The organism is Corynebacterium tuscaniense DNF00037 (assembly GCF_000759055.1).
Classification (GTDB): Bacteria; Actinomycetota; Actinomycetes; order Mycobacteriales; family Mycobacteriaceae; genus Corynebacterium; species Corynebacterium tuscaniense.
Genome location: NZ_JRNG01000010.1, coordinates 1 through 23718, shown reverse-complemented (window position 1 = coordinate 23718; position 23718 = coordinate 1). Strand labels below are relative to the sequence as shown.

The 23718-nt window shown below is 57.2% G+C and carries 17 protein-coding genes; 7 read left to right on the top strand and 10 right to left on the bottom strand.

Going from position 1 to position 23718, the window contains the following annotated elements:
• Nucleotides 1-12: 12 nt before the first annotated feature.
• The 6 genes from HMPREF2129_RS03040 to HMPREF2129_RS03015 form a co-directional block, all read right to left on the bottom strand.
• Nucleotides 13-1749 (bottom strand): choline/carnitine O-acyltransferase, encoded by a 1737-nt coding sequence (locus tag HMPREF2129_RS03040; protein ID WP_198021515.1) that lies wholly within the window; start codon nt 1747-1749, stop codon nt 13-15.
• Between the two features lie 179 nt (nt 1750-1928).
• A complete protein-coding gene (locus tag HMPREF2129_RS03035) occupies nt 1929-3713 on the bottom strand; it encodes an ABC transporter ATP-binding protein (RefSeq protein ID WP_232218080.1) in 1785 nt (594 codons plus the stop codon).
• A gap of 2 nt (nt 3714-3715) precedes the next feature.
• Nucleotides 3716-4720: an ABC transporter permease gene (locus HMPREF2129_RS03030; protein ID WP_084576481.1), complete on the bottom strand. Its 1005-nt coding sequence runs from the start codon at nt 4718-4720 to the stop codon at nt 3716-3718.
• Complete coding sequence (locus HMPREF2129_RS03025) at nt 4720-5658, bottom strand: ABC transporter permease (RefSeq protein WP_232218079.1); 939 nt, start codon at nt 5656-5658, stop codon at nt 4720-4722. The genes HMPREF2129_RS03030 and HMPREF2129_RS03025 overlap by 1 nt, the downstream gene beginning before the upstream one ends.
• A 12-nt stretch (nt 5659-5670) precedes the next feature.
• On the bottom strand, nt 5671-7227 hold the full coding sequence (locus HMPREF2129_RS03020; protein ID WP_034662998.1) for an ABC transporter substrate-binding protein: 1557 nt from the start codon (nt 7225-7227) through the stop codon (nt 5671-5673).
• On the bottom strand, nt 7224-8096 hold the full coding sequence (locus HMPREF2129_RS03015; protein ID WP_034662995.1) for a TetR family transcriptional regulator C-terminal domain-containing protein: 873 nt from the start codon (nt 8094-8096) through the stop codon (nt 7224-7226). The genes HMPREF2129_RS03020 and HMPREF2129_RS03015 overlap by 4 nt, the downstream gene beginning before the upstream one ends.
• Nucleotides 8097-8299: 203 nt before the next feature.
• Here HMPREF2129_RS03015 and uvrB point away from each other — a divergent pair, with 203 nt between their 5' ends.
• Both uvrB and HMPREF2129_RS03005 read left to right on the top strand, forming a co-directional pair.
• A complete protein-coding gene (gene uvrB, locus HMPREF2129_RS03010) occupies nt 8300-10408 on the top strand; it encodes an excinuclease ABC subunit UvrB (RefSeq protein ID WP_034662993.1) in 2109 nt (702 codons plus the stop codon).
• Between the two features lie 120 nt (nt 10409-10528).
• A complete protein-coding gene (locus HMPREF2129_RS03005; protein ID WP_034662991.1) occupies nt 10529-10969 on the top strand; it encodes a universal stress protein in 441 nt (146 codons plus the stop codon).
• Here HMPREF2129_RS03005 and HMPREF2129_RS03000 read toward each other — a convergent pair.
• From HMPREF2129_RS03000 to HMPREF2129_RS02990, 3 genes are all read right to left on the bottom strand, one after another.
• Complete coding sequence (locus HMPREF2129_RS03000; protein WP_034662989.1) at nt 10966-13188, bottom strand: HelD family protein; 2223 nt, start codon at nt 13186-13188, stop codon at nt 10966-10968. The genes HMPREF2129_RS03005 and HMPREF2129_RS03000 overlap by 4 nt on opposite strands.
• Nucleotides 13189-13331: 143 nt before the next feature.
• Entirely contained in the window at nt 13332-14423 is a 1092-nt protein-coding gene (locus HMPREF2129_RS02995; RefSeq protein WP_034662986.1) for a DoxX family protein, read from the bottom strand.
• 75 nt (nt 14424-14498) lie between these two features.
• The gene (locus HMPREF2129_RS02990; RefSeq protein ID WP_034662984.1) at nt 14499-15098 is read right to left on the bottom strand and encodes an MBL fold metallo-hydrolase; all 600 of its coding nucleotides are present in this window, start codon (nt 15096-15098) and stop codon (nt 14499-14501) included.
• Nucleotides 15099-15226: 128 nt separating this feature from the next.
• Between HMPREF2129_RS02990 and uvrA the strand changes: the two genes are divergently transcribed.
• A complete protein-coding gene (gene uvrA, locus HMPREF2129_RS02985) occupies nt 15227-18076 on the top strand; it encodes an excinuclease ABC subunit UvrA (protein ID WP_034662981.1) in 2850 nt (949 codons plus the stop codon).
• Here uvrA and HMPREF2129_RS02980 read toward each other — a convergent pair.
• Nucleotides 18073-20043 (bottom strand): DUF2339 domain-containing protein, encoded by a 1971-nt coding sequence (locus HMPREF2129_RS02980; protein ID WP_156959225.1) that lies wholly within the window; start codon nt 20041-20043, stop codon nt 18073-18075. The two genes, uvrA and HMPREF2129_RS02980, sit on opposite strands and share 4 nt — an antisense overlap.
• Before the next feature lie 398 nt (nt 20044-20441).
• Here HMPREF2129_RS02980 and infC point away from each other — a divergent pair, with 398 nt between their 5' ends.
• The 4 genes from infC (at nt 20442) to HMPREF2129_RS02960 (ending at nt 23659) form a co-directional block, all read left to right on the top strand.
• A complete protein-coding gene (gene infC / locus HMPREF2129_RS02975; protein ID WP_084576479.1) occupies nt 20442-20963 on the top strand; it encodes a translation initiation factor IF-3 in 522 nt (173 codons plus the stop codon).
• A gap of 31 nt (nt 20964-20994) precedes the next feature.
• The gene (gene rpmI, locus HMPREF2129_RS02970; protein WP_034662973.1) at nt 20995-21189 is read left to right on the top strand and encodes a 50S ribosomal protein L35; all 195 of its coding nucleotides are present in this window, start codon (nt 20995-20997) and stop codon (nt 21187-21189) included.
• A 60-nt stretch (nt 21190-21249) separates the two neighbouring features.
• The gene (gene rplT / locus HMPREF2129_RS02965; RefSeq protein ID WP_034662970.1) at nt 21250-21633 is read left to right on the top strand and encodes a 50S ribosomal protein L20; all 384 of its coding nucleotides are present in this window, start codon (nt 21250-21252) and stop codon (nt 21631-21633) included.
• Between the two features lie 376 nt (nt 21634-22009).
• Nucleotides 22010-23659 (top strand): S8 family peptidase, encoded by a 1650-nt coding sequence (locus HMPREF2129_RS02960; RefSeq protein WP_156959224.1) that lies wholly within the window; start codon nt 22010-22012, stop codon nt 23657-23659.
• Nucleotides 23660-23718 lie beyond the last annotated feature (59 nt).

The window sequence follows — 23718 nt, the reverse complement described above, 5'->3', positions numbered from 1 at the left end:
ACCCACGCTGACTTACTGCAGGAAATCCCAGAGTAAATCGGAGGCCTTGAGCAGGTTCACCTTGAACTCCTCCGGCTTCTCCGCTGTGTCCACGTTCCAGGAGACGCAGTACTCCGTGGCGTCCGGGAGGGGAGTGTAGGAAATGCCGTAGCCTTCCTGCAGGGTTGGCGCAAAGCTGTAACGAACGATTTGCTTCGCGCCACCAATGGAGGTGGTGGACAGGAAGTCCTGACGCGCGGCAAGAACAGCCTCATCGTTGAAGAAAGGATCACTGTCATCGATGGTGGCCATCATTTGAATGTGGCGGTCAAAACCATTGCCGGACTTGCAGCGTTTAACCCAGCCGCGGTGGGCGTTAACTGCGGCGAGGAGATCGTCCTGAGTTGCGGTGCCAGCAACCAGCTTTTGGGCAAACGCGACGGCTTCGGGGGTAGCAGCGCGCAAGCACTCGGTTCGGCCGGCACGGAATTCGCGCATATCCACTGCTTCGTAGACGGCGCGGACTCGGCCGTAGGTCAACTGCTGTGCGATGTGCATGATCAACTGGGCGGAAGCATCGCGGCTGAACTTGAAGGGCAGATCAGCTGGCTGCCGCAGCGGTGCATCGATGATTTCCACCGCATATTTCGATGCCAGCTCCGCATAGGATGTGGCCTGCTGGCGGAGCTTTGCCGTGGTTGCCTCATCCAGCGTCCACACTAGTTCTTCGGGGGTGAGTTCCGTCAGTTCCTCGGATGATTCACTCGGCAGCTCAACCGCTTGCAGGTGGTTCATGGCGGTGACCAAGGTGGCACCGTCGATACAGGAGTGTTCAACGTGAACGGCAATCCATTCGTCCTTGAGGCTCACCTGGTAGCTCAACGCTTTGTACGTCCACGCACCGCGTGGGGTGAATGTTGCTTCACGGATGCGCTGGTTATTCGTCTTGTCTTCGTCGTTAAGCAGCTCGACCGTGAAGAGCATGTCACTCAAGCGCTTGTACGTCGATTCGTTGTCGCTCTGGTTCAGTATCTCCGGAAGAAGCTCCCCAAGCACGCCGGATCCCAGGAGGGAAGGAGCGTTGAAGTCAATGTCAGATGGTTCAGTTGCCGCTGCTTGAATGCTCTCCAAAGCAGACCGCAAGGTCTCGGCAGAGACGAGTTTGCCGGAACTGTCAGTGATGCGGATGGCAAAGAGGCGACCGTTAACAAAAACGCCGATCTCACGGTTCGTTTCATCGAGGTCGCTTTGCCAAATGGCGTCTTCATTCGGCAGCGGATGACGCAGGCCCCCTCCGTAAACGAACCATTGGTTCAGGGTGATGCGGTTACCGCGGGCATCCACATCCTCAGGCAGATCCTTGGAGGCCACTTGCAGGTGCACGACTGCGGCGCGTCGGATAAATTCGACAGCGCGGTCCAGGCCGACGGGTGTTTGCTCCACCGGGAGAGCAAGCTGGAAGCCCACATTTGTGCTCAACGGCAGTGGATCACGGACGGTGAGATAGCTGGAATACCACTCGTCGTTAAGCCAGTTCGTGCCCACGGCCGCGCGTGCTTCGGCGCGCTCACGCAGCGCAGCATCAAGCTTGGGCCCAGCGCCTGTGCGGAACTTTTCGACGATTTCGTTGGCGTGGCTCAACGTACCCTCATCAAGCACTGCTGAGAGTGCGTGCTTATACGCATCGAGCGTGCCAAACAGCGGCGGGACCTCAAGAACCTTCAGATCCAATGTTGAGGGGTGCGGGGTAATAGTGGTTTTCTCAGCCACGTGTGCAGGCCTCCTTGTAGGTAGGTCTTCAATAAAGTGCATACACAACCCACTGTACCGACGAAATGCTTCCCTTAAGACCTGCAGAAATTTGAGCGCCGTCTCCCACAACCTCCTGTCGGTGGCGGTGGAGACGGCGAAGGCGTCGAACGGTGTTTTACCCACCGCTCGAGGAACCATTAGAGCGAAGGAATGTTGGCCAGAAGCTCCTTCGTGTACTCATGCTGCGGGTTTTCCAGAACCTCGTCCACAGGACCTTCGTCGACAATGACGCCCTTGTTCAACACGGCCACGCGAGTGGCAATGTGGCGGGCGAGTGCGATGTTGTGGGTGACAAACAACATGGCCAAATCGCGCTCATGGCGCAGTTCGGCGAGCAGTTTGAGGATGCTGGCCTGAACGGACACGTCCAGGGCCGATGTCACCTCATCACACACAAGCACGGAGGGCGTGCTCACCAATGCGCGACCGATAGCGGCGCGCTGGCGCTCACCACCGGAGAGGTCACCCGGACGGCGATCGTAGAAGCTCCGGTCCAGCTGTACAGCTTCTAGAGTTTCCTCAACGATGGCACGCTGCTCGTCCTTAGAAAGCTCATCCGCAATGACCAATGGGACACTCATTGATTCACCGATTGTGCGACGTGGGTTCAAAGACGAGAAGGGGGACTGGAAGATGTACTGGACATCCTTGCGCTGTGGGAGGGTGCGGGCACGACTACTCGGAGCAAGTTTCTCGCCACGGAGGAGAACATCGCCGGTGTAGCCATCGTTCAAGCCCACTACAGAACGCGACAATGTCGTTTTACCGGAACCGGACTCACCCAGAATCAAGATGGATTCGCCGGGCTCCACCGTCAGGTTGATTCCGTGGAGCACCTGGTTGGAGCCATACGCCATCTTGAGGTCACGGATCTCTAGCAGCGCATTGTGCTTGCGTTGTTGCTCCTGTTTATCTGTGGGCGTTTCTGCAGTAACAGAGGTGCCCTGAGCACCTTCCGCAACACTCCAGCGGGCAAAGCCAGCGATATCTTTGCGGCCCGCCAGGTCCGGAATGGCTGCGAGCAGCTTATTGGTGTACGGGTGCTTCGGAGTGTACAAAACGGTGTTGTACGGCCCTTCTTCGACGATGTCACCGCGCAGCATCACCACGACGCGGTCCACTAGTTCCGCAACAACAGCAAGATCGTGGGTGATGTAGAGCGATGCAACATCGTTCTTCACCGTCATCGTGCGAATCGTCTTCAAAACGTGGTTCTGGGTGGTCACGTCAAGGCCGGTTGTCGGCTCATCACAGATGAGCACGTCAGGGTACATGGCAAAAGCCATAGCGATACCGACGCGCTGCTGTTGGCCACCGGAAAGTTGGTGGGGCCAGCGACTCAAGTATTCATCGGTGTCTGGCAAGTCCACGCCACGCATAACTTCGCGCACGCGGTCTTCGCGCTCCTGAGCATCAGAACCGTAGCCGTGGATGTCCAGGACTTCACGGATCTGGTCGCCGACGCGCATCGCAGGATTCAGGCTCAGTGCTGGATCCTGCGGGATGTAGGCAACACGGCCACCACGCAGATCACGTAGTTGGTCCTCATTCAGACTGAAGATGTCGATCGATTCACCATCACGCGTGTGCAGTGTGATAGTGCCATCAGTCTTGATCAGACCGGTACGGAAGTGTCCCATCGTGGCAAGACCAGCGGTGGTTTTACCAGAGCCGGACTCGCCGACGAGACCGACGATCTCACCGCGGTAGAGATCAAAGTCGACACCATGAAGGATTTCGGTGCCCTCAAACGTTGCCAGGCGAAGATCGCGGCAACGCATCACCAGTGTTTCTTCGGTGCGCGGTGGTGGCGTGTACTCACCCTGGAGGCCGGCGGCCTCCCATAGGTTGATGCCACTCGATGCGTCCTGTTCAGGCTGATTGGCCGGGTCCGGGCCACCTGAGTTAGTTGCGGTGGTCACGGTTATACCTCCTCGTTGTGGATCGGCTCTACCTTTTCCTGACGCACACTTTCAGCCTTCGGGCCGGTGCGCTTAATCGGCATAGCGGTCGTTGCAGTTGCCCGGGCTGTCGCATCCGCGAGCATGTTAGTGCCAATGGTGAGCAGTGCGATGGCAAACACCGGAAGCACAACACCCCATGGCTGGATGGACAAAGCGATGCGGTTTTCATTGATCATCAAACCCCAGTCCGCAGCGGGTGGCTGGATACCCAAGCCCAAGAAGGACAGGGAAGCGATTGAACCGATGGAATAGGTGAGACGCAAACCGGCTTCCACGGACAGCGGCCCAGTGATATTGGGAAGGATTTCCTGGGTGAGAATCTTCCAATGCGGGACGGAGTACATCTGTGCGGCACGGATGTAGTCCTCATTGGTCACAGATAGCGTGGAGGCGCGCGCCACACGCGCGATACGCGGGGCGTGGGTGAGACCGATGACCAACACCAGGACCGTTGCGGAAGGTCCGAAGATCACAATCGCCAACATGGCAAAGATGAGCTGCGGGAAGGCCAGGAAAATGTCATTGATGCGCATGATTACTGCATCAGTCTTCCCGCCCGCGTATCCAGCAATCATGCCCAGGAGGGTGCCCACGAGCATGCCAAGCACGGTGGCGAGGAAAGCGGTGACCAACAGCAGCAACCCACCGGCAATGAAGCGGGAGGCAACAGAGCGACCGAGGTTGTCCGTACCAAACGTGCCATCGCTGGTGAACGGTAGGCCGAGGAACTCAGTGGTCGAGTAACCGGTGATTTGCTCGGCGAAGAAGTAGCCGATCAGTGCGACAAGGAGCACAAGTCCAGTTAGGATCGCACCAACCTTGCCCTCCGGCTGGGCCCAAATGCGCTTGTAAATTGGTGCTGGTTTGGACAGGGAAGTCTTCAGCTCAGTGGCGTGCTCATCCTGCGTCTCGGCTGAGACAGGCACCGGGGTGGGGGAGTGTGGATTCAGCTGTGGCTGAGACATTAGTTGCTCCTTAGCTTCGGGTTGGCCATGATGCTCACCACGTCAGCGAGCAGGTTGACTACGACGTATACGGCGGCGATCAGCAATGTGACTGCTTGCACCACTTGGACGTCGCGGTAATTCACGGCGTCGATCATGGCGACACCGAGACCGGGGTAACGGAACAGGTACTCGACCACGACGATGCCACCCGCCAGCCAGGCCAGCTGAATTGCTACAACCTGAGCAATCGGACCGACAGCGTGGGGGAGTGCGTGGCGGAAGATCACACGGCGCTCAGGAACACCCTTGAGGCGTGCCATTTCCACGTAGCCAGAGTCCAAGGTCTCAATCATCGTTGCGCGCGTCATTCGGGCTATGTAAGGACTGACCACGAGAGCCAGTGTCAACGTGGGCAAGATCAGCTGGGATGGGTACTCCCACACAGCTGTGCCTGGTGGCGACATGGTCACTGCCGGAAGGACTTGGAATACCGATGTAGCAAAAAGCGTGATGAGGAGAATACCGATGACGAACTCCGGCATGGCTGCGAGGATCAACGTCACCCAGGTGATAGCGCTATCACGCTTGTAGCCACGCCACCATGCGGCGTAGACACCCAGCAGGATGCCCACCGGAATGGCAACGAGCGCGGCCAACACCATGAGGATCAGGGAGTTGACCAGGGGTTCACCCAGCAGCTCTGATACGGGACCACCTGTTGTGGTGGACATACCAAAGTCCCCGGTGACCACACCGCCGAGCCACAGGAAGTACCGCTCAAAAGGACTCTTGTCCAAGTTCATTTGAGCTTCCAGTGCAGCGATACGCTCCGGGGTTGCCTGCTGGCCGAGGATTGCACGTGCCGGATCACCTGGCAGAAGCAGCGTCGCGCAGAAAACGATGATGGACACGGCGAGAAGGATGAAGAGACTCAGACCGAGTCTGCGAAGAATCATTTTGCCCATGGTTTATGCCTCCGCAATCCACATGTCGTAGAAGAGTGCCTGGGACAACGCCACACCACTCGGATGAGGGCGGGCACCAGCCACATAGTTGTGATACGCATCAATGTTGTTGGGGAAGCCCCAAATGATATAGCCACCGCGGTCATACAGGTCTTGCTGCAGTTCCTTGATCAGCTTGGTGCGCTCACGATCATCGGACAAGGAACGCGCCTTGATGGTCTTCGCGGTGAACTCATCATCTACCCAATGAGTCTCATTGAATGGCGCATCAGCAGTGGCGCAGCGGTTCACCTGCTCCAGGAAGTTACGAGTGTAGTAAAAGCTCTGGGAGAACGGGTAGGACAAGTAATTGCCTTCTGCCCAGAAGGTGGTGGAATCCACTTGGTTGATCTTCACCCGAATGCCGGCCTCGCGCACCTGCTCCGCGTAAACCTGTGCCGCACGGATAGCGCCGGAAGCAATCTCAGAGGTATTTAGCTCAACGTCGATGCCATCGGAGTAACCAGCTTCGGCGAGGAGACGCTTGGCTTCTTCAATATTCTGCTCGCGCTGCAGGAACTCATGCGGGTAGGCCGAGTCGTACAGGGCGAACATATCGTTGCCCACCTGGCCCTCACCAGAGAAAACTTGATTGACCATACCAGGGCGGTCTGCCGCTAGGCGCATTGCTTGGCGCACGCGCTCGTCGTCAAAAGGCTCAACGTCGACACGCATTGTGAACGGCAACCACATACCTGTTTCAGAGCTGACCACATTCAAACGCGGATCTGCTTCGATGACACGAACGAGCGCGTGGTTTAACGCACCAATGCCATCGACCTGGGATGACAATAGAGCATTGAGCATCGCGTCTTCTTGGTAGAAGTCAATGATGTGCACTTCATCTAAGTTCGCAGGACCTTCGAAGTAGTGCTCATTCCGTGCCAGCGATGTGGAGCGCCCTGGGCTGAAGTTCATCAGTTTGAACGGGCCAGCACCGATGGGATTCTTCGGGTCATAATCCTCCGGCACGATGCCCATCTGGTACTCGGCCAAAGTGTCTACGAACGCCGCATCCGGCTGGGAGAGCTTGATCACCAGGGAGCGATTATCAATAACCTCCATCGCTTCTACGTGAGCGATGGAACCAGCGCCATTTTTGGGGTCCTCTGGATCGGCCACGCGTTCAAGCGTTGCCACAACATCCTGGGGCCGAACTGGGCGACCATCAGAGAACTTCACACCCTCACGTAAAACCACAGTCCATTCGGTAGCTGCCTCATTCGATTCAATCGATTCAGCCAAGCGGTATTCCAACTCGTAGTCGTACCCTCGTCGAACAAGAAGCTCGTAGAGGTTTATGACGCGCGCCGCATCGCTGGCACTAGCTGGGATATGGGCGTCCACCGTGTCGGCCGTAGAACCACCAACGAGTCCGACGCGGAGTTTGCCACCCTTGCGTGGCGGGCCGGACGTATCAATCTGTTCGGCCGGCATCTGCGTGGAGCATGAGGCTAGTGCGCCTGCTGTTCCAGCGACTGCCGTGGCGCCGAACAGTTGCCGGCGTGTGAGGTCAATCATGGTGCGTAATTCTCCTTAAGTGTGGGTGTAGCCGATACGAGTTCTGTCGCATCGGGCTGCACAATCCACGTATTCAGGTAGGCAGTCACAGCTTCCTTCGCGGCAGCAGGGGAGAGCACCCCTGCGAGCATGCGCACGCCGAGCCCATCGATCATCGCTGTAACGGCGTTGATCATGGATTCCGGGTCGTGAGCAATGAAACAGCCAGTGGCAATTCCATCCTCAACAATGCTGCGCATCTGCTTCTGCCACCGTGCGTAGGCCACGGCTGTGGCGCGCTTCGCGTCTTCAAAAGCGGCGGAAGATGCCCAAAACTGTGCCCATGTGGTCCATTCGCAGAATGACTCCGGTGAGCCGTCAAGCGTTACTTCTGCAAAGGCGAGTAGACGCTCGGCGGGATCCGCGATTTCTGCAACGAATGCCCGGCGAGCGGCTGCTTGTTCTGAACACCGGTCCAACGTGGCAATGAAGATGTCATTCTTTGAGTGGAAGTAATAGTGGACTGCTGAGGTGGAAATCCCAGCGTTGCGGGCGATCTCGGCGATGGTGACCGCCTGGTATCCGCGGGAAGTGAACAGCGGCCAGGCGCCGTCCACAATCTTTTGCTGACGGCGCGCGAACTCCTCACCGGAATGGCGGGGATTCGGTGTCGCGTGGCCTTCTTTCGGCGATGGTCTTAAGGCTTCCACATCAACGCCAGTCAGTTCTGCCAAGCGTTCCAGTTCTGTCTGGCTAAAACGCCGGACACCGGAGAGGGACTTGGAGAGCTTCGATGCATCGATGCCTAGATATGCAGCCACCTCGTTATGCCGATAGCCCGACGCAGCGATTGCGTCGCGCGCGACTGACAGGGGTGAATGCGAGACCATGCATGCAAGCTTAGGTAATGCCGTGAAACCATCGCAACTGTTTGAATGCCACTCAGGGAGTGTTTCGCAATTTTGTGAACTCCGGTAAGCGATGCAGACAAAAGCGTGAAGTAGTTGCTGAAGAATTGGGAAAGAGGTGTTGGGCTCGCGGAAGGAGACCACCGGCCCCACCTTCACCCGTGCATCTCTATAGACTGGCCTCCATGGCTTTTGCTGCTGAACACCCCGTTTTGTCTCATTCAGAGTTTCGCCCAGTAGGTGAGGTGGAACGCTCGGAGAAACAGTTTGAAGTTGTCTCTGAATTCGAGCCCTCCGGCGATCAGCCTGCAGCGATTAAGGAGCTGGATAGAAGGCTGCGAGCAGGGGAGCCGGACGTGGTTCTCATGGGTGCTACCGGTACTGGTAAGTCAGCAACCGCAGCGTGGCTGATTGAACAGCAACAGCGCCCCACGCTCGTGATGGCGCCCAACAAGACATTGGCTGCACAGTTGGCCACGGAGTTGCGTGAGCTATTGCCTAACAACGCGGTTGAGTATTTCGTATCGTACTACGACTACTACCAACCAGAGGCCTATATCGCGCAGACGGATACCTACATTGAGAAGGATTCGTCGATCAATGATGATGTGGAGCGTTTGCGCCACTCGGCTACATCTGCGCTACTTAGTCGACGAGATGTCGTCGTCGTGTCATCCGTGTCCTGCATCTACGGTCTGGGCACACCGCAGTCCTATCTGGATCGTTCGCTTCTGCTGCGCGTTGGTGAAGAGATTGAGCGTGACCGCTTCCTGCGCCTGCTGGTGGATGTGCAGTATGAGCGCAATGACGTGGACTTCAAGCGTGGGACCTTCCGCGTGAAGGGCGACACCGTTGACATTATTCCGGCCTATGAGGAAGTGGCTGTGCGCGTGGAGTTCTTCGGGGATGAAGTAGATGCGCTTTACTACATCCACCCACTCACTGGTGATGTTCTCCAGCAGCGCGATGAACTGCGTATCTTCCCGGCTACGCACTATGTGGCCACGGAAGATCGCATGGAAAAAGCCATTGAAGCCATCAAGGAGGAGCTCGCTGACCGCTTGGAGGTTTTGGAAAACCGGGGCAAGCTCCTTGAGGCGCAGCGCCTGCGTATGCGTACGGAGTATGACCTGGAAATGATCCAACAAGTGGGTTTTTGTTCCGGCATTGAGAACTATTCGCGGCATATTGACGGACGTGAGGCAGGCTCTGCGCCAGCCACCCTCATTGACTACTTCCCGGAAGACTTCCTCACCATCATCGATGAGTCCCACGTCACCGTTCCGCAGATCGGTGGCATGTACGAGGGTGATATGTCGCGCAAGCGCAACCTCGTCGAGTTCGGTTTCCGTCTTCCTTCAGCCGTGGATAACCGCCCACTCACTTTTGATGAGTTTGAGGAGCGCGTGGGCCAGACCGTGTACATGTCCGCTACGCCGGGGGACTATGAACTGGAGGCCTCTGGCGGAGAGTTTGTTGAGCAGGTTATTCGCCCCACGGGCCTGGTGGACCCGAAGGTACACGTGCGCCCAACGAAGGGGCAGATTGATGATCTCATTCATGAAATCCGTGAGCGCACGAAGAAGGATGAGCGCGTCCTGGTCACCACTTTGACCAAGCGGATGGCGGAAGATCTCACGGATTTTTTGCTGGACAATGGTATCAACGTGCGGTATTTGCACTCGGATATTGATACGTTGCAGCGCGTCGAGCTACTCCGCCAACTGCGTTTGGGTGAGTATGACGTCCTGGTGGGCATCAACCTGCTGCGCGAGGGTCTGGACCTCCCAGAGGTCTCCCTCGTGGCCATCCTCGATGCGGATAAGGAAGGCTTCCTGCGTTCCACCAAGTCCCTCATTCAGACGATCGGTCGTGCCGCTCGAAACGTGTCGGGTGAGGTCATCATGTATGCAGACAACATCACAGATTCCATGCGTGAGGCGATTGATGAGACAGAGCGGCGCCGCGAGAAGCAGATCGCGTACAACAAGGAGCATGGGATTGATCCGCAGCCGTTGCGGAAGAAGATTGCGGATATTCTCGACGAGGTCTATGAGCGTAACGGCGAGGAACGCGGTGCGCCGGAGGAGAGTCTCGCTGGGGACACAGCGATGGTCGAAGGGCGCGATACCTCAACGATGGCTTCGGACGAGATACAAAAGCTTATCGACGATCTTACGGTTCAGATGACCGCCGCCGCCCGTGAACTCAAGTTTGAGTTGGCAGGACGCTTGCGTGATGAGATTGCGGATCTGAAGAAAGAACTTCGCGGTGTGAAAGAGGCTGGGATCTAATTCATATCTGAGCAGGTAATCTGGCCTGCCGAACGCAGGTGTTCTGCGAGTGTATATAGTGGCCAAAGAAGACACGGCCCGTGAAAGGGCCTCGTGGAAAGTAGAAGCGAAAGGCGCAACATGAGCAAGTACAACACTGTTGTTGTTGGCACGGACGGTTCACACTCTTCGCTGCTGGCAGTTGAGCGCGCCGCTGAGATTGCCTCAGCTTTTAATTCGAAGCTTGTTATCGGGTGTGCGTACTATGAGTCTGAGGAGGATGTTGCGGGGACGCTGCGCCAGGACTCCAATACGATTCTTGGGGATGAGACGGCGAAGTCGAATCTTGTCGCCGCCGCTGAGCACGCTCAACAGCATGGTGCAACAGATGTGGTCACCACTGTGCGTTCAGGCACCCCGGTTGAGGCGCTCATGGCCATCGTGACTGAGTATGATGCGGATCTTCTCGTCGTGGGTAACCGCGGCATTAATTCTTTGACGGGCCGCTTGCTCGGTTCCGTTCCGGCCGACGTTGCGCGTCAGTCCGATTGTGATGTGATGATCGTTCACACCGTGGCTTAGAACTCGCCGATCACGGTAAGAGTTTGAGTGGCACGTGTCAGTGCCACGTACAGGTCTTGTCGCCCCTGAGGGGAACCTGCGATGATCTCATGGGGTTTATCCACGATGACGTGGTCGAACTCCAACCCTTTCACCGTCCCCACATTGTCTTTGTTGATCACGGCGACGAGTCCTCCGAGCTTGTCCAATTCAGTATGAACCGTGGTGGCGTCTGTGTCTTCGGGGAGGAAACGCACGGGGTGGCCCGATGAACGGACAGTCACGGCGGGTTCCGCATCCGGATCGATAGCCTTCAACACATCGTTGGCTACCTCCATCACTTCTTCTGGTGTGCGGTAGTTGACCGTGAGTTTATGGGAGACGAAACGCTGCCCCACGAAGGGCTCAAGGGCACTGGACCAATCGTCTACCCCGGCAGGGGAGGAAGTCTGAGCCGTATCCCCAACAAGGGTCATCCACTTCGACGGGCAGCGACGGAACACCATCCGCCATTCCATAGGCGTGAGCTCTTGTGCCTCATCCACGATGACGTGGCCGTAGGCCCAGGTCATATCAGCGCTGGCTCGTTCGGCGGTGGACCGTACGTCTGTTTCACGCTGGCGACTAGCCAGGGTCTCAGCATCGATGATGTCGTGGGCAGACAAAACCTCTGCCTCGAACTCATCGTCCGTATCCGTGTTCGCCGAAGACGCCAAGATGTCCAGCGCATCTTCCGCATCTGCCACGAGTTCACGCCATTGGCGTTCGGCTTTCTCCACTTCGTCGGTGGGGGTGGGGATGCCGATGAGGGTGTACAACTCGTCGATAAGCGCGGTGTCTGACGCAGTGAATGCGTCACCGTCGTCGCGGTAGAGCGCGTCCTGCGTTTCCTCATCATAATCATGCGCGGCCGCACTGATCGCATCACGGCTGCTCAGAAATTCGGTGAGCACATCAACGGGATCGAGAATAGGGAAGTGCTCCGAAATGAGCGCCGTGACCTGGGGCTCCTCCGCAAGATCATCATGCAGCTGGTCCACATCGGCGTGCGAGAGCAAGTTAGCCCCACCCAGTGGGTCCGCACCGATGCGCTCAGCCATCGCCTCCGCGAGGAGCTGCGTGAGAATTTCGGCGAAGACCGCTTGCGCATCATTGTGCGGTTTGCGGCTGCGACGAGCACGAGTGCGCGCTGCGGCGATCATCTCAGGTGTCACCGCGATCTCAATACCATCGATCTTGAGCGGAATCGACGCGCCGGGCACCAGCTGATAATTCCGCACCGCGCGGGAAAGAATCGTGACCATTTCCCCCGAACCCTTGACCTCGCGGGTGAGCAGATCATCCAGCAGGGTCGGAGTGAAACCGGGGACCAGATCCTCAACGGTGCTCAGTACCACGCCGGTCTCACCAAGTTCTGGGAGTACGCGCGAGATGTAGTCCAAAAAGGTCCGATTGGGCCCAACGATAAGAACACCGGTGCGGGCCAACTGGTCACGCCAGGTGTACAACAAATAGGCAATACGGTGGAGAGCAACAGCAGTTTTTCCGGTGCCAGGACCACCCGTGACAACCAGCACACCGCGGGTTCTATCGCGGATAATCTGGTCCTGTTCGCGCTGGATTGTTTCAACGATGGACTGCATGTGGCCGGTGCGGGGTGCGTTCAAGGCGCGCAGCAGTGCTGCCTCACTGCCCACACCAGAATCCCTACCGGGTTCATCTGCACCAGGCCCACTCAATACATCGTCATCAACGCCAGTGACTGTCCGCCCGCGCATGCGGATATTGCGGCGTGAGACAACTCCTTCCGGGTGCGCAGTGGTAGCCAGGTAGTACGGCCGGGCCATCGGGGCACGCCAGTCCAGCAAGAGCGTGCGGTAGTTATCTTCTCGGTCAACCATGCCCATGCGGCCGATATAGCGTCGATCCAGGTTGGGCAATCCGGGGACGGGGCTTTCTGGGGAGTCATCCTCAACATCGATACGTCCAAAGACGAGACCGGTCTCGGCGATACTCAACGCATCCAGCTTCGCATTCAGCCCGTGATACTCCGTTTCACGTCGTACTAATGCATCCGCATCCGGGTTATCCGGGTCCACATCCCTCTGAACTTCCTCCAAGCGTTCTTGCGCGCCAGACACTTCTCGGTCCAAGTGGGCAAAGAGCAGATCCACGTAGGCCTGCTCATGCTTCACTGCCTCCTGGGATCCCAGGGAAGAGGCGCCGGACTGATCAGCCACTACGCACACTCTCCTTTACTCAGAATTGTTGAACGGTTCGCGTGTAAACAGTGACGGTCTAGTCTAGCGCGAAAAGAGAAACAGCCTTATTGCTGGAAAACCGGCAATAAGGCTGTCACACTAAAAGGCAGCAGCGAGAGAAATTACTTGAACTTCTTCTCTGCCTTCTTCACGGCTTTCTTGGCCGTCTTCTCTGCTTTGTTCACCTTTTTCTTGAGCTTGCGCTTCTGACGGCGGCTCGGAGCAGCATCAAGATTGTCAAAGGCATCTTGCAGGGTGTCAATCGCGTTTTGTGCGGTTTTCTGAGCCTTCGCAGCGCCCTTCTTCACCTGGCGCTTTGCCTTGAACTTGTCCAAAGCAGACGGGCCAAAGTCATCCAGTGCGTCCTGAAGGTCGCCCACGACAGAGTTCACCTTGCGCTTTGTCTTGAACTTGTCCAGTGCGGACGGCTGCAAGTCCTCAATACGGCCCTGCACGTCACCGATCAGGCCCTTCACCTGGCGCTTAGCCTTGTACTGCTGAACCTTGCTCGGCTTGAGGTCCTTGTATGTGTCCTCAGCCCAGTCAGCGGCATCATGAGCAACATCAGTAGCCTTGCCAGCCCACTTCTCAGCGACTTTCTTCCAGTCACCTTTGTTGTCATCCACGTAGTCTGACACCTGGTGAGCTGCTTGCTGAGCGGACTCGGTCACCGTCTCACGGGTGTCCTGGAACCACTCGCCAGCCTTCTTTAGAGCCTTTTCAGACTCAGACTGGGTCGGCAGAGCCTGCTGAATATTTTTCTTAGAACGCTTTGCTGCGTCCTGAGCACGCCACGCCAGACCAGGCTTGCCCTGGGTGTCAGCAGCAGCGATCAGCACACCGCCGAGGAGAGCAACGTTGGTCAACGCACCATTGCGCTGGCGTGTTTTCTCGGACTCATTGGATGCCTCCCAGAACGCATTGCGACCAAGCAGGGTGGCTACGGAAGAGCCAGCCAGCAGAGCAGCGGACAGGCGCGGAGCCTTGCCCAGTGCGAAAGTGGAACCAGCGCCGATTTTTACACCGCCACCAATCTTGGCCAGAGTCTCCGGGTCAGAAGGGATAAAGCTGGCGTACTGAGCCGGGAGCACCGACTTCACAGCGCCAGCTACCTTCTCAGCGCTTTTTGCATGCTCGGAAGCTTTGGTGACCGAGTTGACACCATCTGCGATGTACACAGAGGCGAGCATCGGTCGAGCTAGTTTGCGGATCATACTCAATCCTTCTCTACTTCGGGGATAGTCCGTTCTTCCTACTGTAGACGGATCCCGGCAGGCTGGCAGGGAAAACTACCAGCGACGCTTCCACCATTCGTCCAGATGTGGTCGCTCTGCACCCAATGTTGTCGGTTTTCCGTGTCCTGGGCGCACGATCGCATCATCCTGATATTGATCAAAAAGTTTTTCTTTCACATCCGTGAACAAGCGGACAAAATCGCCTTCGCCGTTCGTCCCGCCCACTCCGCCGGGGAAGAGGGAATCGCCGACGAAGAGATTTACTGTGCCATCAATCTCAGCGGCAATGGATGCACCGCCGGGCGTGTGCCCGCGGAGGATATGGACAGGGAATTCGTGCCCAGCGAAGTCGAGTGTGTCCCCCTCATGCAGCTCATGATCCGGCGCAACGGGCAGCGCCGGCGCGTCAAGGAAGGAACCCCAGTGGTTCGCTCCAGTTGCTTCGAGGATCTCCTTCAAAGCTCCGACGTGGTCTGCGTGCCGATGCGTTGTCAGGACATCGGTGATGCGCACTCCGGCGGATTCAGCCATGGAAAGGAGAGTGTGTGGTTCCGCGGCAGCGTCGATAAGCAAACCCTGCTCACCACACGCCAACAGGTAACAATTGTTATCCATTGGGGATACGGAAACGGAGTGAAGGGTCAGAGTGTTCATGGCGCCTACTCTATGAGAAGCCAGCCGCTTGCGTGGGTTGATGCTGCGGGAATGATTAGTCAGCGGCTAGCGTTGGTATCTTTGTTCGAGGATCCAACCATCAACTGAAACAAGGGGATGCACTGCCTGTGGCTGAGAAGCTGATTGTCCGCGGAGCACGCGAACACAACCTCAAGGGAATAGACATTGAACTACCCCGCGACAAAATGGTGGTGTTTACCGGGCTGTCAGGTTCTGGGAAGTCCTCTCTTGCCTTTGACACGATCTTTGCTGAAGGCCAGCGCCGTTACGTCGAATCACTGAGCTCCTATGCGCGCATGTTCCTGGGGCAGATGGACAAACCCGAGGTTGATTACATTGATGGGCTGAGCCCAGCTGTGTCTATAGACCAGAAATCAACTAACCGTAACCCTCGTTCCACGGTGGGCACGATTACGGAGATCTACGACTACCTGCGCCTCCTTTACTCCCGCGCGGGCACGGCGCATTGTCCAGTGTGTGATGCGGTGATTGAAAGACAAACACCACAGCAAATTGTGGATCAGGTGATGGAGAACCCGGAGCGCACCAAATTCCAGGTGCTTGCGCCAATTGTGCGTAAACGCAAGGGTGAGTTTGTAGACCTCTTCGCTGACCTTGCCACACAAGGCTATGCCCGCGTCAACGTGGATGGTGAGACGTATACGTTAAGCGATCCGCCGAAGCTACAGAAGCAAATCAAGCACAATATTGACGTTGTGGTGGATCGTCTCACAGTCAAAGAGAGTCAGAAGCAGCGTCTCACTGATTCCGTGGAAACTGCGCTCAAGCTTGCCGACGGGCTCGTGGCCTTCGACTGGGTTGAAAAAGATGCTGATGATCCGGATCGAGTGGTGATCTTCTCCGAGAAGATGGCGTGCCCGAATGGCCACACCCTCGGCGTGGAGGAGTACGAGCCACGCGCGTTTTCCTTTAACTCTCCCTTTGGTGCCTGCCCAGCGTGTGATGGCTTGGGAACCCGCGCTGAGATCGACACGGACTTGGTCATCCCAGACCCAGATGCACCAGCAGTAGACGCATTCCAGCCGTGGAACTCCAGCCCTAATAAGGGGTACTTTGCCAAACTCATCATTGCCCTGGCGAAGGAGGAAGGCTTCGACCCAGAAGCGCCCTTGTCCAGCTTAAAGAAGAGCCACCGAGATGCCCTGATCAACGGCACTGATACGAAGGTGTCCGTCCGATACAAGAACCGCTATGGGCGCCAGCGCTCCTTCACCGCCGCCTTCGAGGGCGTGCGGGGATACCTGCACCGAAAGATAGAGCAGTCTGATTCAGAGCACACCAAAGAGCGCTTCATGGCCTACACACGTGATGTGGCTTGCCCGACGTGTCATGGTGCGCGTCTGAAGCCGGAAATCTTGGCCGTGCGTTTGGATTCCACCACGCATGGTGAGAAGTCCATCGCTGGACTCACCGAACTTTCCGTTGAAGATGCTTCTGAGTACCTGGACAACCTGGTCCTGGGATATCGCGAAGAAATGATTGCAGGCGCAGTGCTGCGGGAAATCCAGGCGCGCCTGCACTTCCTACTGGATGTCGGCTTGAACTACCTCACCCTGTCCCGCTCTGCCGGGACCCTGTCCGGCGGTGAAGCACAGCGCATCCGACTGGCCACCCAGATCGGTTCCGGTCTCGCCGGTGTTTTGTACGTTCTGGATGAGCCCTCCATTGGCCTGCACCAGCGCGATAACCAGCGACTTATTTCCACCTTGAAGAAGCTCCGCGATATTGGCAACACCCTCGTTGTGGTCGAGCACGATGAAGACACAATCCGGGAAGCGGACTGGCTCATTGACATCGGCCCCTTCGCCGGTGAATACGGTGGGGAAGTGGTCTACCAGGGACCCCCGAAGGGAATCCTGACAGCCAAGAACTCGCTGACTGGTGATTACCTTTCAGGCAAGAAGCAAATTGCCGTTCCAGAAACACGTCGCCCGCGCGACAAGAAGCGCCAGTTGAAAGTAGTTGGTGCTCGGGAAAACAACCTGGACAACGTTTCGGTGGACATTCCACTCGGTGTTCTCGTCGCTGTCACGGGCGTTTCCGGTTCCGGCAAGTCCACCCTGGTCAACCAGATTCTGGCCAAGACTCTGCAGAACCGACTCAACGGTGCCCGCCAGGTTCCAGGACGTGTCAAAAAAGTTGAGGGCCTAGAGCACCTAGACAAACTGGTACAGGTGGATCAGTCGCCGATTGGACGTACGCCTCGCTCAAACCCGGCAACGTACACGGGAGTCTTTGACAAGATCCGCAACCTCTTTGCTGAGACTCAAGAAGCAAAGGTTCGTGGCTACAAGGCGGGTCGCTTCTCCTTCAACGTCAAGGGTGGTCGCTGCGAAGCGTGCCGCGGCGACGGCACTATCAAGATTGAGATGAACTTCCTGCCTGACGTGTATGTGCCGTGTGAGGTGTGTGGCGGCGCGCGCTACAACCGCGAAACGCTTGAGGTCCGCTACAAGGGCAAGAACATCGCCGAAGTGCTGGATATGCCCATCAGTGAGGCCACCGAGTTCTTTGAACCCATCACGTCAATTCACCGGTATCTGCAGACGCTTTGCGACGTCGGCTTGGGCTACGTCCGCCTCGGCCAATCCGCCACGACGTTGTCTGGTGGTGAGGCCCAGCGCGTGAAGCTGGCTGCCGAGCTGCAGAAGCGCTCTAACGGGCGCACAATCTACATTCTCGACGAGCCGACGACGGGCCTTCACTTTGAGGACATCCGCAAACTCATGCTCGTGCTCAATGGTTTGGTAGATAAGGGCAACTCTGTCCTAGTTATTGAGCACAACCTCGATGTGATCAAGTGTGCTGACTGGATCATCGATATGGGCCCTGAAGGTGGCTCCGGCGGTGGAACCGTCGTTGCCGAAGGCACACCCGAGGATGTGGCCAAGGTGAAGGGATCCTTCACCGGCCAGTTCCTGAGCAAAATGGTTTAGTTTCGTCGCTCGAGCACATCAACATCTACATCGGCGGGACTGGTGTTGGCAGCTGTGGTCTTGCGTTGTGCGCCCTTGATCGCAACGGCGATGAGGAGCAGACCACAGACGATGAATGTGAGCACGCGTGGGATTCCGCCAAGCGCCGCCATGTCGAAGAAGACCAGCTTGCCCGTAGCCACTATGGCCATGACCAAACCAGTGGTGCGCAGGGTCTTGGTGTCCATAGCTCCGGGGCGTTTGAGCAAAAGCCAGGAAGCAGCAGCCATCCAGGAGATGGATACAATCATGTGGCCGTTGTAGAAGCCCATTCGAGAGCTTTCCACGACCGCCTCGCTCGGGGCGCCAGCCACTTCGGTAGAGATCCGCCAAAGCAAGTCGACGATAGTCACTACCGCTAACATCTCCAGAATGAGGCCATAACCAGCAAAAACGGCGCGCGCCTGGGTGGCTACTCCGTGCCACAGGGCTTTTCGTGTCACAGCGATAACGAGCAAGGCTGCCAGCAGAAGGCCTTGGATCAGCGTGAACCAGGACCAGCGGGTGGGGGTAGAAGGATTCAAGGTGTACGCAAGCATGGGAAGAACGCCGACCAAGAGCATAAATGCCCAGCTAGCTACAACGGCCAGCGTGTTGACTTGCAGGCGGTGCAAAAACATCAACACGGTGATAGCAACGGCAATGAAGATCAGCACCGGAATAGCCTCTGCCTGAGGAGTATTCCCAGTGAAGTCCTGAGACTCAATGAATGGCTGGAAGAATGTGAACGGCAAAACGATAAGCCAGCCGGTAAGAAGATCCGATGAGAATTCCGCTTTGTTCCTCGGGCGAATAACGGTGACAAGGACAGTTATTGCAGCGGCGATGAGGAAAGGTAGCCACGTGCCAGTATCACGGAGCAGTGAGTAGGAGGCCACCAAAATGATCGCCGGAACGACGACGGCCGAGACGATGTTATGGGCTCGCTGAGCGCCGGGTGCAGCAAAGAAGATCTCCCCAATAACGAGAAGCACAAGGCCGATCAGGGGGAAAGTGACCGCGAAATTGATCGGTTCGTCCGACGATGAAACGTCGAAAAAGAGAGGGGTGGAGAAAGCAAGTAAATAGGTCTGCCAAGCTAGCAGTGCGCCCGCTGTACCACGAACAATTGCAATGAGGCGTGGGGAGGCTTCCCGTGCCATCCACCAGGTCAAAAGGATCACCGCGATAGGTGCGACCATTACGAGGCCATTGATCAGATTGTTGTTGGTGAAAAGGAAGAAAGTGTGGAACACGAGGATGATGCACATGGCCAAAACCAACTGAAGGCTATTGCGCCATTTCGCAAGTGCGAGGTAGCTGAACCACACGGCAAGGAATACCGCGACTTTCGCTATGGGACCTAGCCAACCTTGGACCGACGCGGCATACCACAGATCCGCGATGAGGATGAGGAATGAAGTCACATAAAGTGCCATGACGCCCGCGTTGCTTCCCTTGCGTCGGTCCACTCTAATGCCCACTCCCAGCAAGATGAATGCGAGAAGCGCAGCACCCACCACGCGGCCAACGGGGCCTAGGAGGCCAGTTTGAATAGCCAACGCAATGCCGAAACATGCGCCCGCAAACGTGATGATTGAGCCGATGACCGCCGCCCAACGCAGCACCAACTGCTCGGTGGACAGTTTCGGCTTCGGCGACTTGGGAGGAACCACCGGTTCCTTTGGCTGCGGTTGCAGCGGTGCCGGTTGCGCCGGATGGTGGGGCATTGTCCCTGGCGATGCCGTCTGTATCGCTGGTTGTGCCATCACGGGTTGTGCTTCCTGCTGTTTTTGGGGTGTCGGGCTTCCTACAGCTGGGCCAGGAGTGAGGCGATTTAGGGATGCCTGGATGTCGGCGACAAGCATCTGCGAACGCGCAGTGCTCTCTCGGAGTTCGCCGAGTTGACGGTGAACATCCGCAAGAATCCGATCAGGCGGTTGATTCATGTTGGTCCTCCTAACAATGGTTGGTTACTACTTAGACGACGCAAAGGCCCGAACGGTTCCAAACGCGTGCGAAAAGTTATTGTGTCGTTACATTGATAACCTAAAGAGCGGTTTGCGTGCTTAGATTTGGTGCTCCAGCAGGGGAGTGCTAACCTTTACCCACTACCGCCTACGAACCTTCACAGGTACATAGGTTGCAAGTGGAGTTACTCCCACCTGATGCCGCCGGCCACCGGAAGGCTAAGGGTCAAAACAACGGTGGCAGCCATAGCAGCTGGCGCCGTTTTCGGATGAACTCCCACGCGTGCCACCGGCAGCGTGGGATTTTGTTTGAGGGGGAATTCTCACGGGCGAATCGGTAGCGAACCACATAACCGCCCTAGACACTAGGAGTTCTCATCAGCGCTGAAGCTCGCATCAACGAACGCATCCGCGTTCCGGAAGTTCGTCTCGTCGGCCCGTCTGGCGAGCAGGTTGGCATTGTCCGTACCGATGATGCACGCAAGCTTGCGTACGAAGCTGACCTTGACCTCGTCGAGGTAGCCCCGAACGCTAAGCCACCCGTGTGCAAGATCATGGACTACGGCAAGTTCAAGTACGAGCAGGATCAGAAGGCCCGTGAGGCCCGTAAGAACCAGCAGCAAACCGTGGTCAAGGAACAGAAGTTCCGTCCCAAGATTGATGAGCACGACTACCAGACCAAGAAGTCCAACGTTGAACGCTTCTTGGGAAAAGGCAACAAGGTCAAGGTGACCATCATGTTCCGTGGTCGCGAGCAGTCGCGTCCGGAGCTGGGGTACCGCCTGCTGGAGCGCCTCGCTGAGGATATCCAGGAGGTCGGCCAGGTCGAGTCCCGTCCAAAGCAGGACGGCCGCAACATGACCATGGTCTTTGGACCGGTTCGCAAGGGTAAGAATTAGATCGTTTCACCGCCTTTAAGGATTTACCACTATGAAGCAGAAGACCCACAAGGGCACCGCAAAGCGCATCAAGGTCACCGGCTCTGGCAAGCTGCGCCGCGAGCAGGCTGGTAAGCGCCACCTGAACGAGAAGCTTTCGTCCAAGCGTCGCCGTAAGCTCTCCGGCACCACCGACGTTGCTAAAGGCGACGTCAAGCGCGCTAAGCGCCTCCTCGGCATGGCTTAATCGAGCGCCTGCCTTTCCCCAGAAAATCCATCCGTTACGAGAAGTTAAGGAAGTATCACTGTGGCACGTGTTAAGCGCTCAGTTAACGCCAAGAAGAAGCGTCGCGCCATTCTCAAGTCTGCCAAGGGTTACCGCGGCCAGCGTTCCCGTCTCTACCGCAAGGCCAAGGAGCAGTGGCTGCACTCCCATACCTACGCATACCGCGACCGTCGCGCCCGCAAGTCCGAGTTTCGTAAGCTCTGGATCCAGCGCATCAACGCGGCTGCCCGTATGAACGACATCACCTACAATCGCCTCATCCACGGACTGAAGCTCGCTGAGGTTGATGTGGACCGCAAGATCCTGGCCGAGCTGGCCGTCAACGACTTCGCGGCGTTCTCCGCGCTGTGCGAGGTGGCTAAGAATGCTCTTCCGGAAGATGTCAATGCTCCGAAAGTCGCCTAGATTTTAGGTGCCACCGTGCACCATCGTCGAATGCCCCGTGGGCGCTGGTTTCCATCCAGACCACGGGGCTTCGTGCTGCTGGCGTGACAGTTTGTACGGTCGGGGGTGAACAAAAGGGGTGGGAGCGCGTCAAGCATCTTCGGAGAGGTTTCTGCAGGATGCGCACTACATCAACCTTAGAAACAACTAAGAACCTGTACATAAGCATGCCCGCAAACTTAGTCAATTCTTACGTTTATGCGTCATCTTTGTTATTGTTCCGTTATCGTGCCGTTACTTGACGGGACGGTAGGAAGCCGGCGAGCGTGCTCATGTCTTTTGAGGCAGGGGTATCGGTCGCTGGGAACACCGAAACATTGACTGAAGGGGTAGGTCATTGCAACCTAGAAAATCCTTTGCTTATGTGGCCGTACCAATGAGCCTCATGCTCATGGTTTCGGCGCAAGCGCCGGTGACGTCTGCGCAAGATGGGAAGATTGCTAGCGCACCAAATGTTGGCATACAGAGTCAAGAGGACAAAGCGCCGACGCGATTCATCGTGGACTTTTCCGATGATGTGGACAAGTCTGAGGAGCGCATAAGAACTCTCAACACGGCTACGGAAGAGTCGTTGCCAGATGTGACGGAAGTCCGTGAGCGCGAAGATGGCACCACTGTTGTCACATCCGATAGGAAGATGAGCGACGACGAAGTGGATAAGTTCATGCGAGAAGCTCTTGCCAGCGGCAAGGTTGATCACATCGAAGAGGATGTGCGCATGTACCCGATGGCGGTGAATGATCCACATTTCCGCCAACAGTGGTCGCTGAATGGCTCGGTAGGCCCCAGCATTGAGACCGCGTGGGCAAATGCCCCCAAGCGTGGCGCTGGGCAAACCATTGCAGTTCTTGACACCGGCATTACAAACCATCCGGACCTTAACCAGAATGTGCGGGGTGGATATGACTTCATCTCTTCACCGCAAACCGGTCGAGACGGTGACGGATGGGATCCGAATCCACGAGATGAGGGAGACTGGACGGAGCCCGGTCAATGTGGACGAGCTAATAACTCCTCGTGGCATGGAACGCACGTGGCCGGTATTTCTGCCGCGGTGGCCGATAACGGTGAGGGCGTAGCCAGTGTTGCTCCGCGCGCGACTATTCAGCCGGTTCGCGTCATGGGGCCGTGCGGTGGTTACAGCTCCGATATTGTTGATGCAATCGAGTGGGCATCGGGTGGCACTGTGCGCGGTGTGCCCCGCAACCCGAACCCGGCGACCGTGATCAATATGTCGCTCGGTGGCCAGGGCAAGTGCTCTCGGGCTTATCAGCAGGCGATCGATAACGCGCGCAGCCGGGGCACCGTCGTGGTGGTCGCAGCAGGTAATGAGAGCCAGAACGCTGCTAACGTCACGCCGGCCAGCTGCCGGGGTGTCATCACTGTTGCTGCATCTGGTCCGCGCGACCAGAAGTCCAGCTACTCTAACTACGGCGCACCAGTGGATGTCACCGCTCCTGGCGGCGATTCCAACCAGGGCGGTGGAATTCTGGCCACCTACAACTCCGGAAGGCAGCGCCCAGGCAGGCCGTCCTACGGTGACCTTCAAGGTACCTCTATGGCGGCACCGTACGTCGCTGGTGTTGTGGCACTCATGCGGGCGGAGAGCCAGATGTCTCCGGACCAGGTCGCACAGAGACTGCGTTCGACGACGCGTCCGTTGCGCGGTAGCTGCAATGGCTGTGGCACCGGTATCGTTGACCCAGCTGCGGCGGTGAAGCGAGGCGGTGGCAACAACCCGCCGGCACCGCAGCCACCAACACCACAACCGCCGGCACCGCAGCCACCAACACCACAACCGCCGTCTCCGTGGCCGTGGCAACCGGCACCGACACCAACGCCGACGCCCCCGCCGACTAAGCCGAAGCCGCCTAGGGATGACTGGGACGACTGGGACAATTGGGACGATTGGGATGACTGGGATAACTGGGATCCTTGGAAGGGCTTGAACCCGTGGCCTCGGTTCCCGTGGGTTTTCCGCCCATAGATGATTGATTCACTCGTCTAATTCCACAGAAGGACGCGGCACCCCTAGTAGTGGGGTGC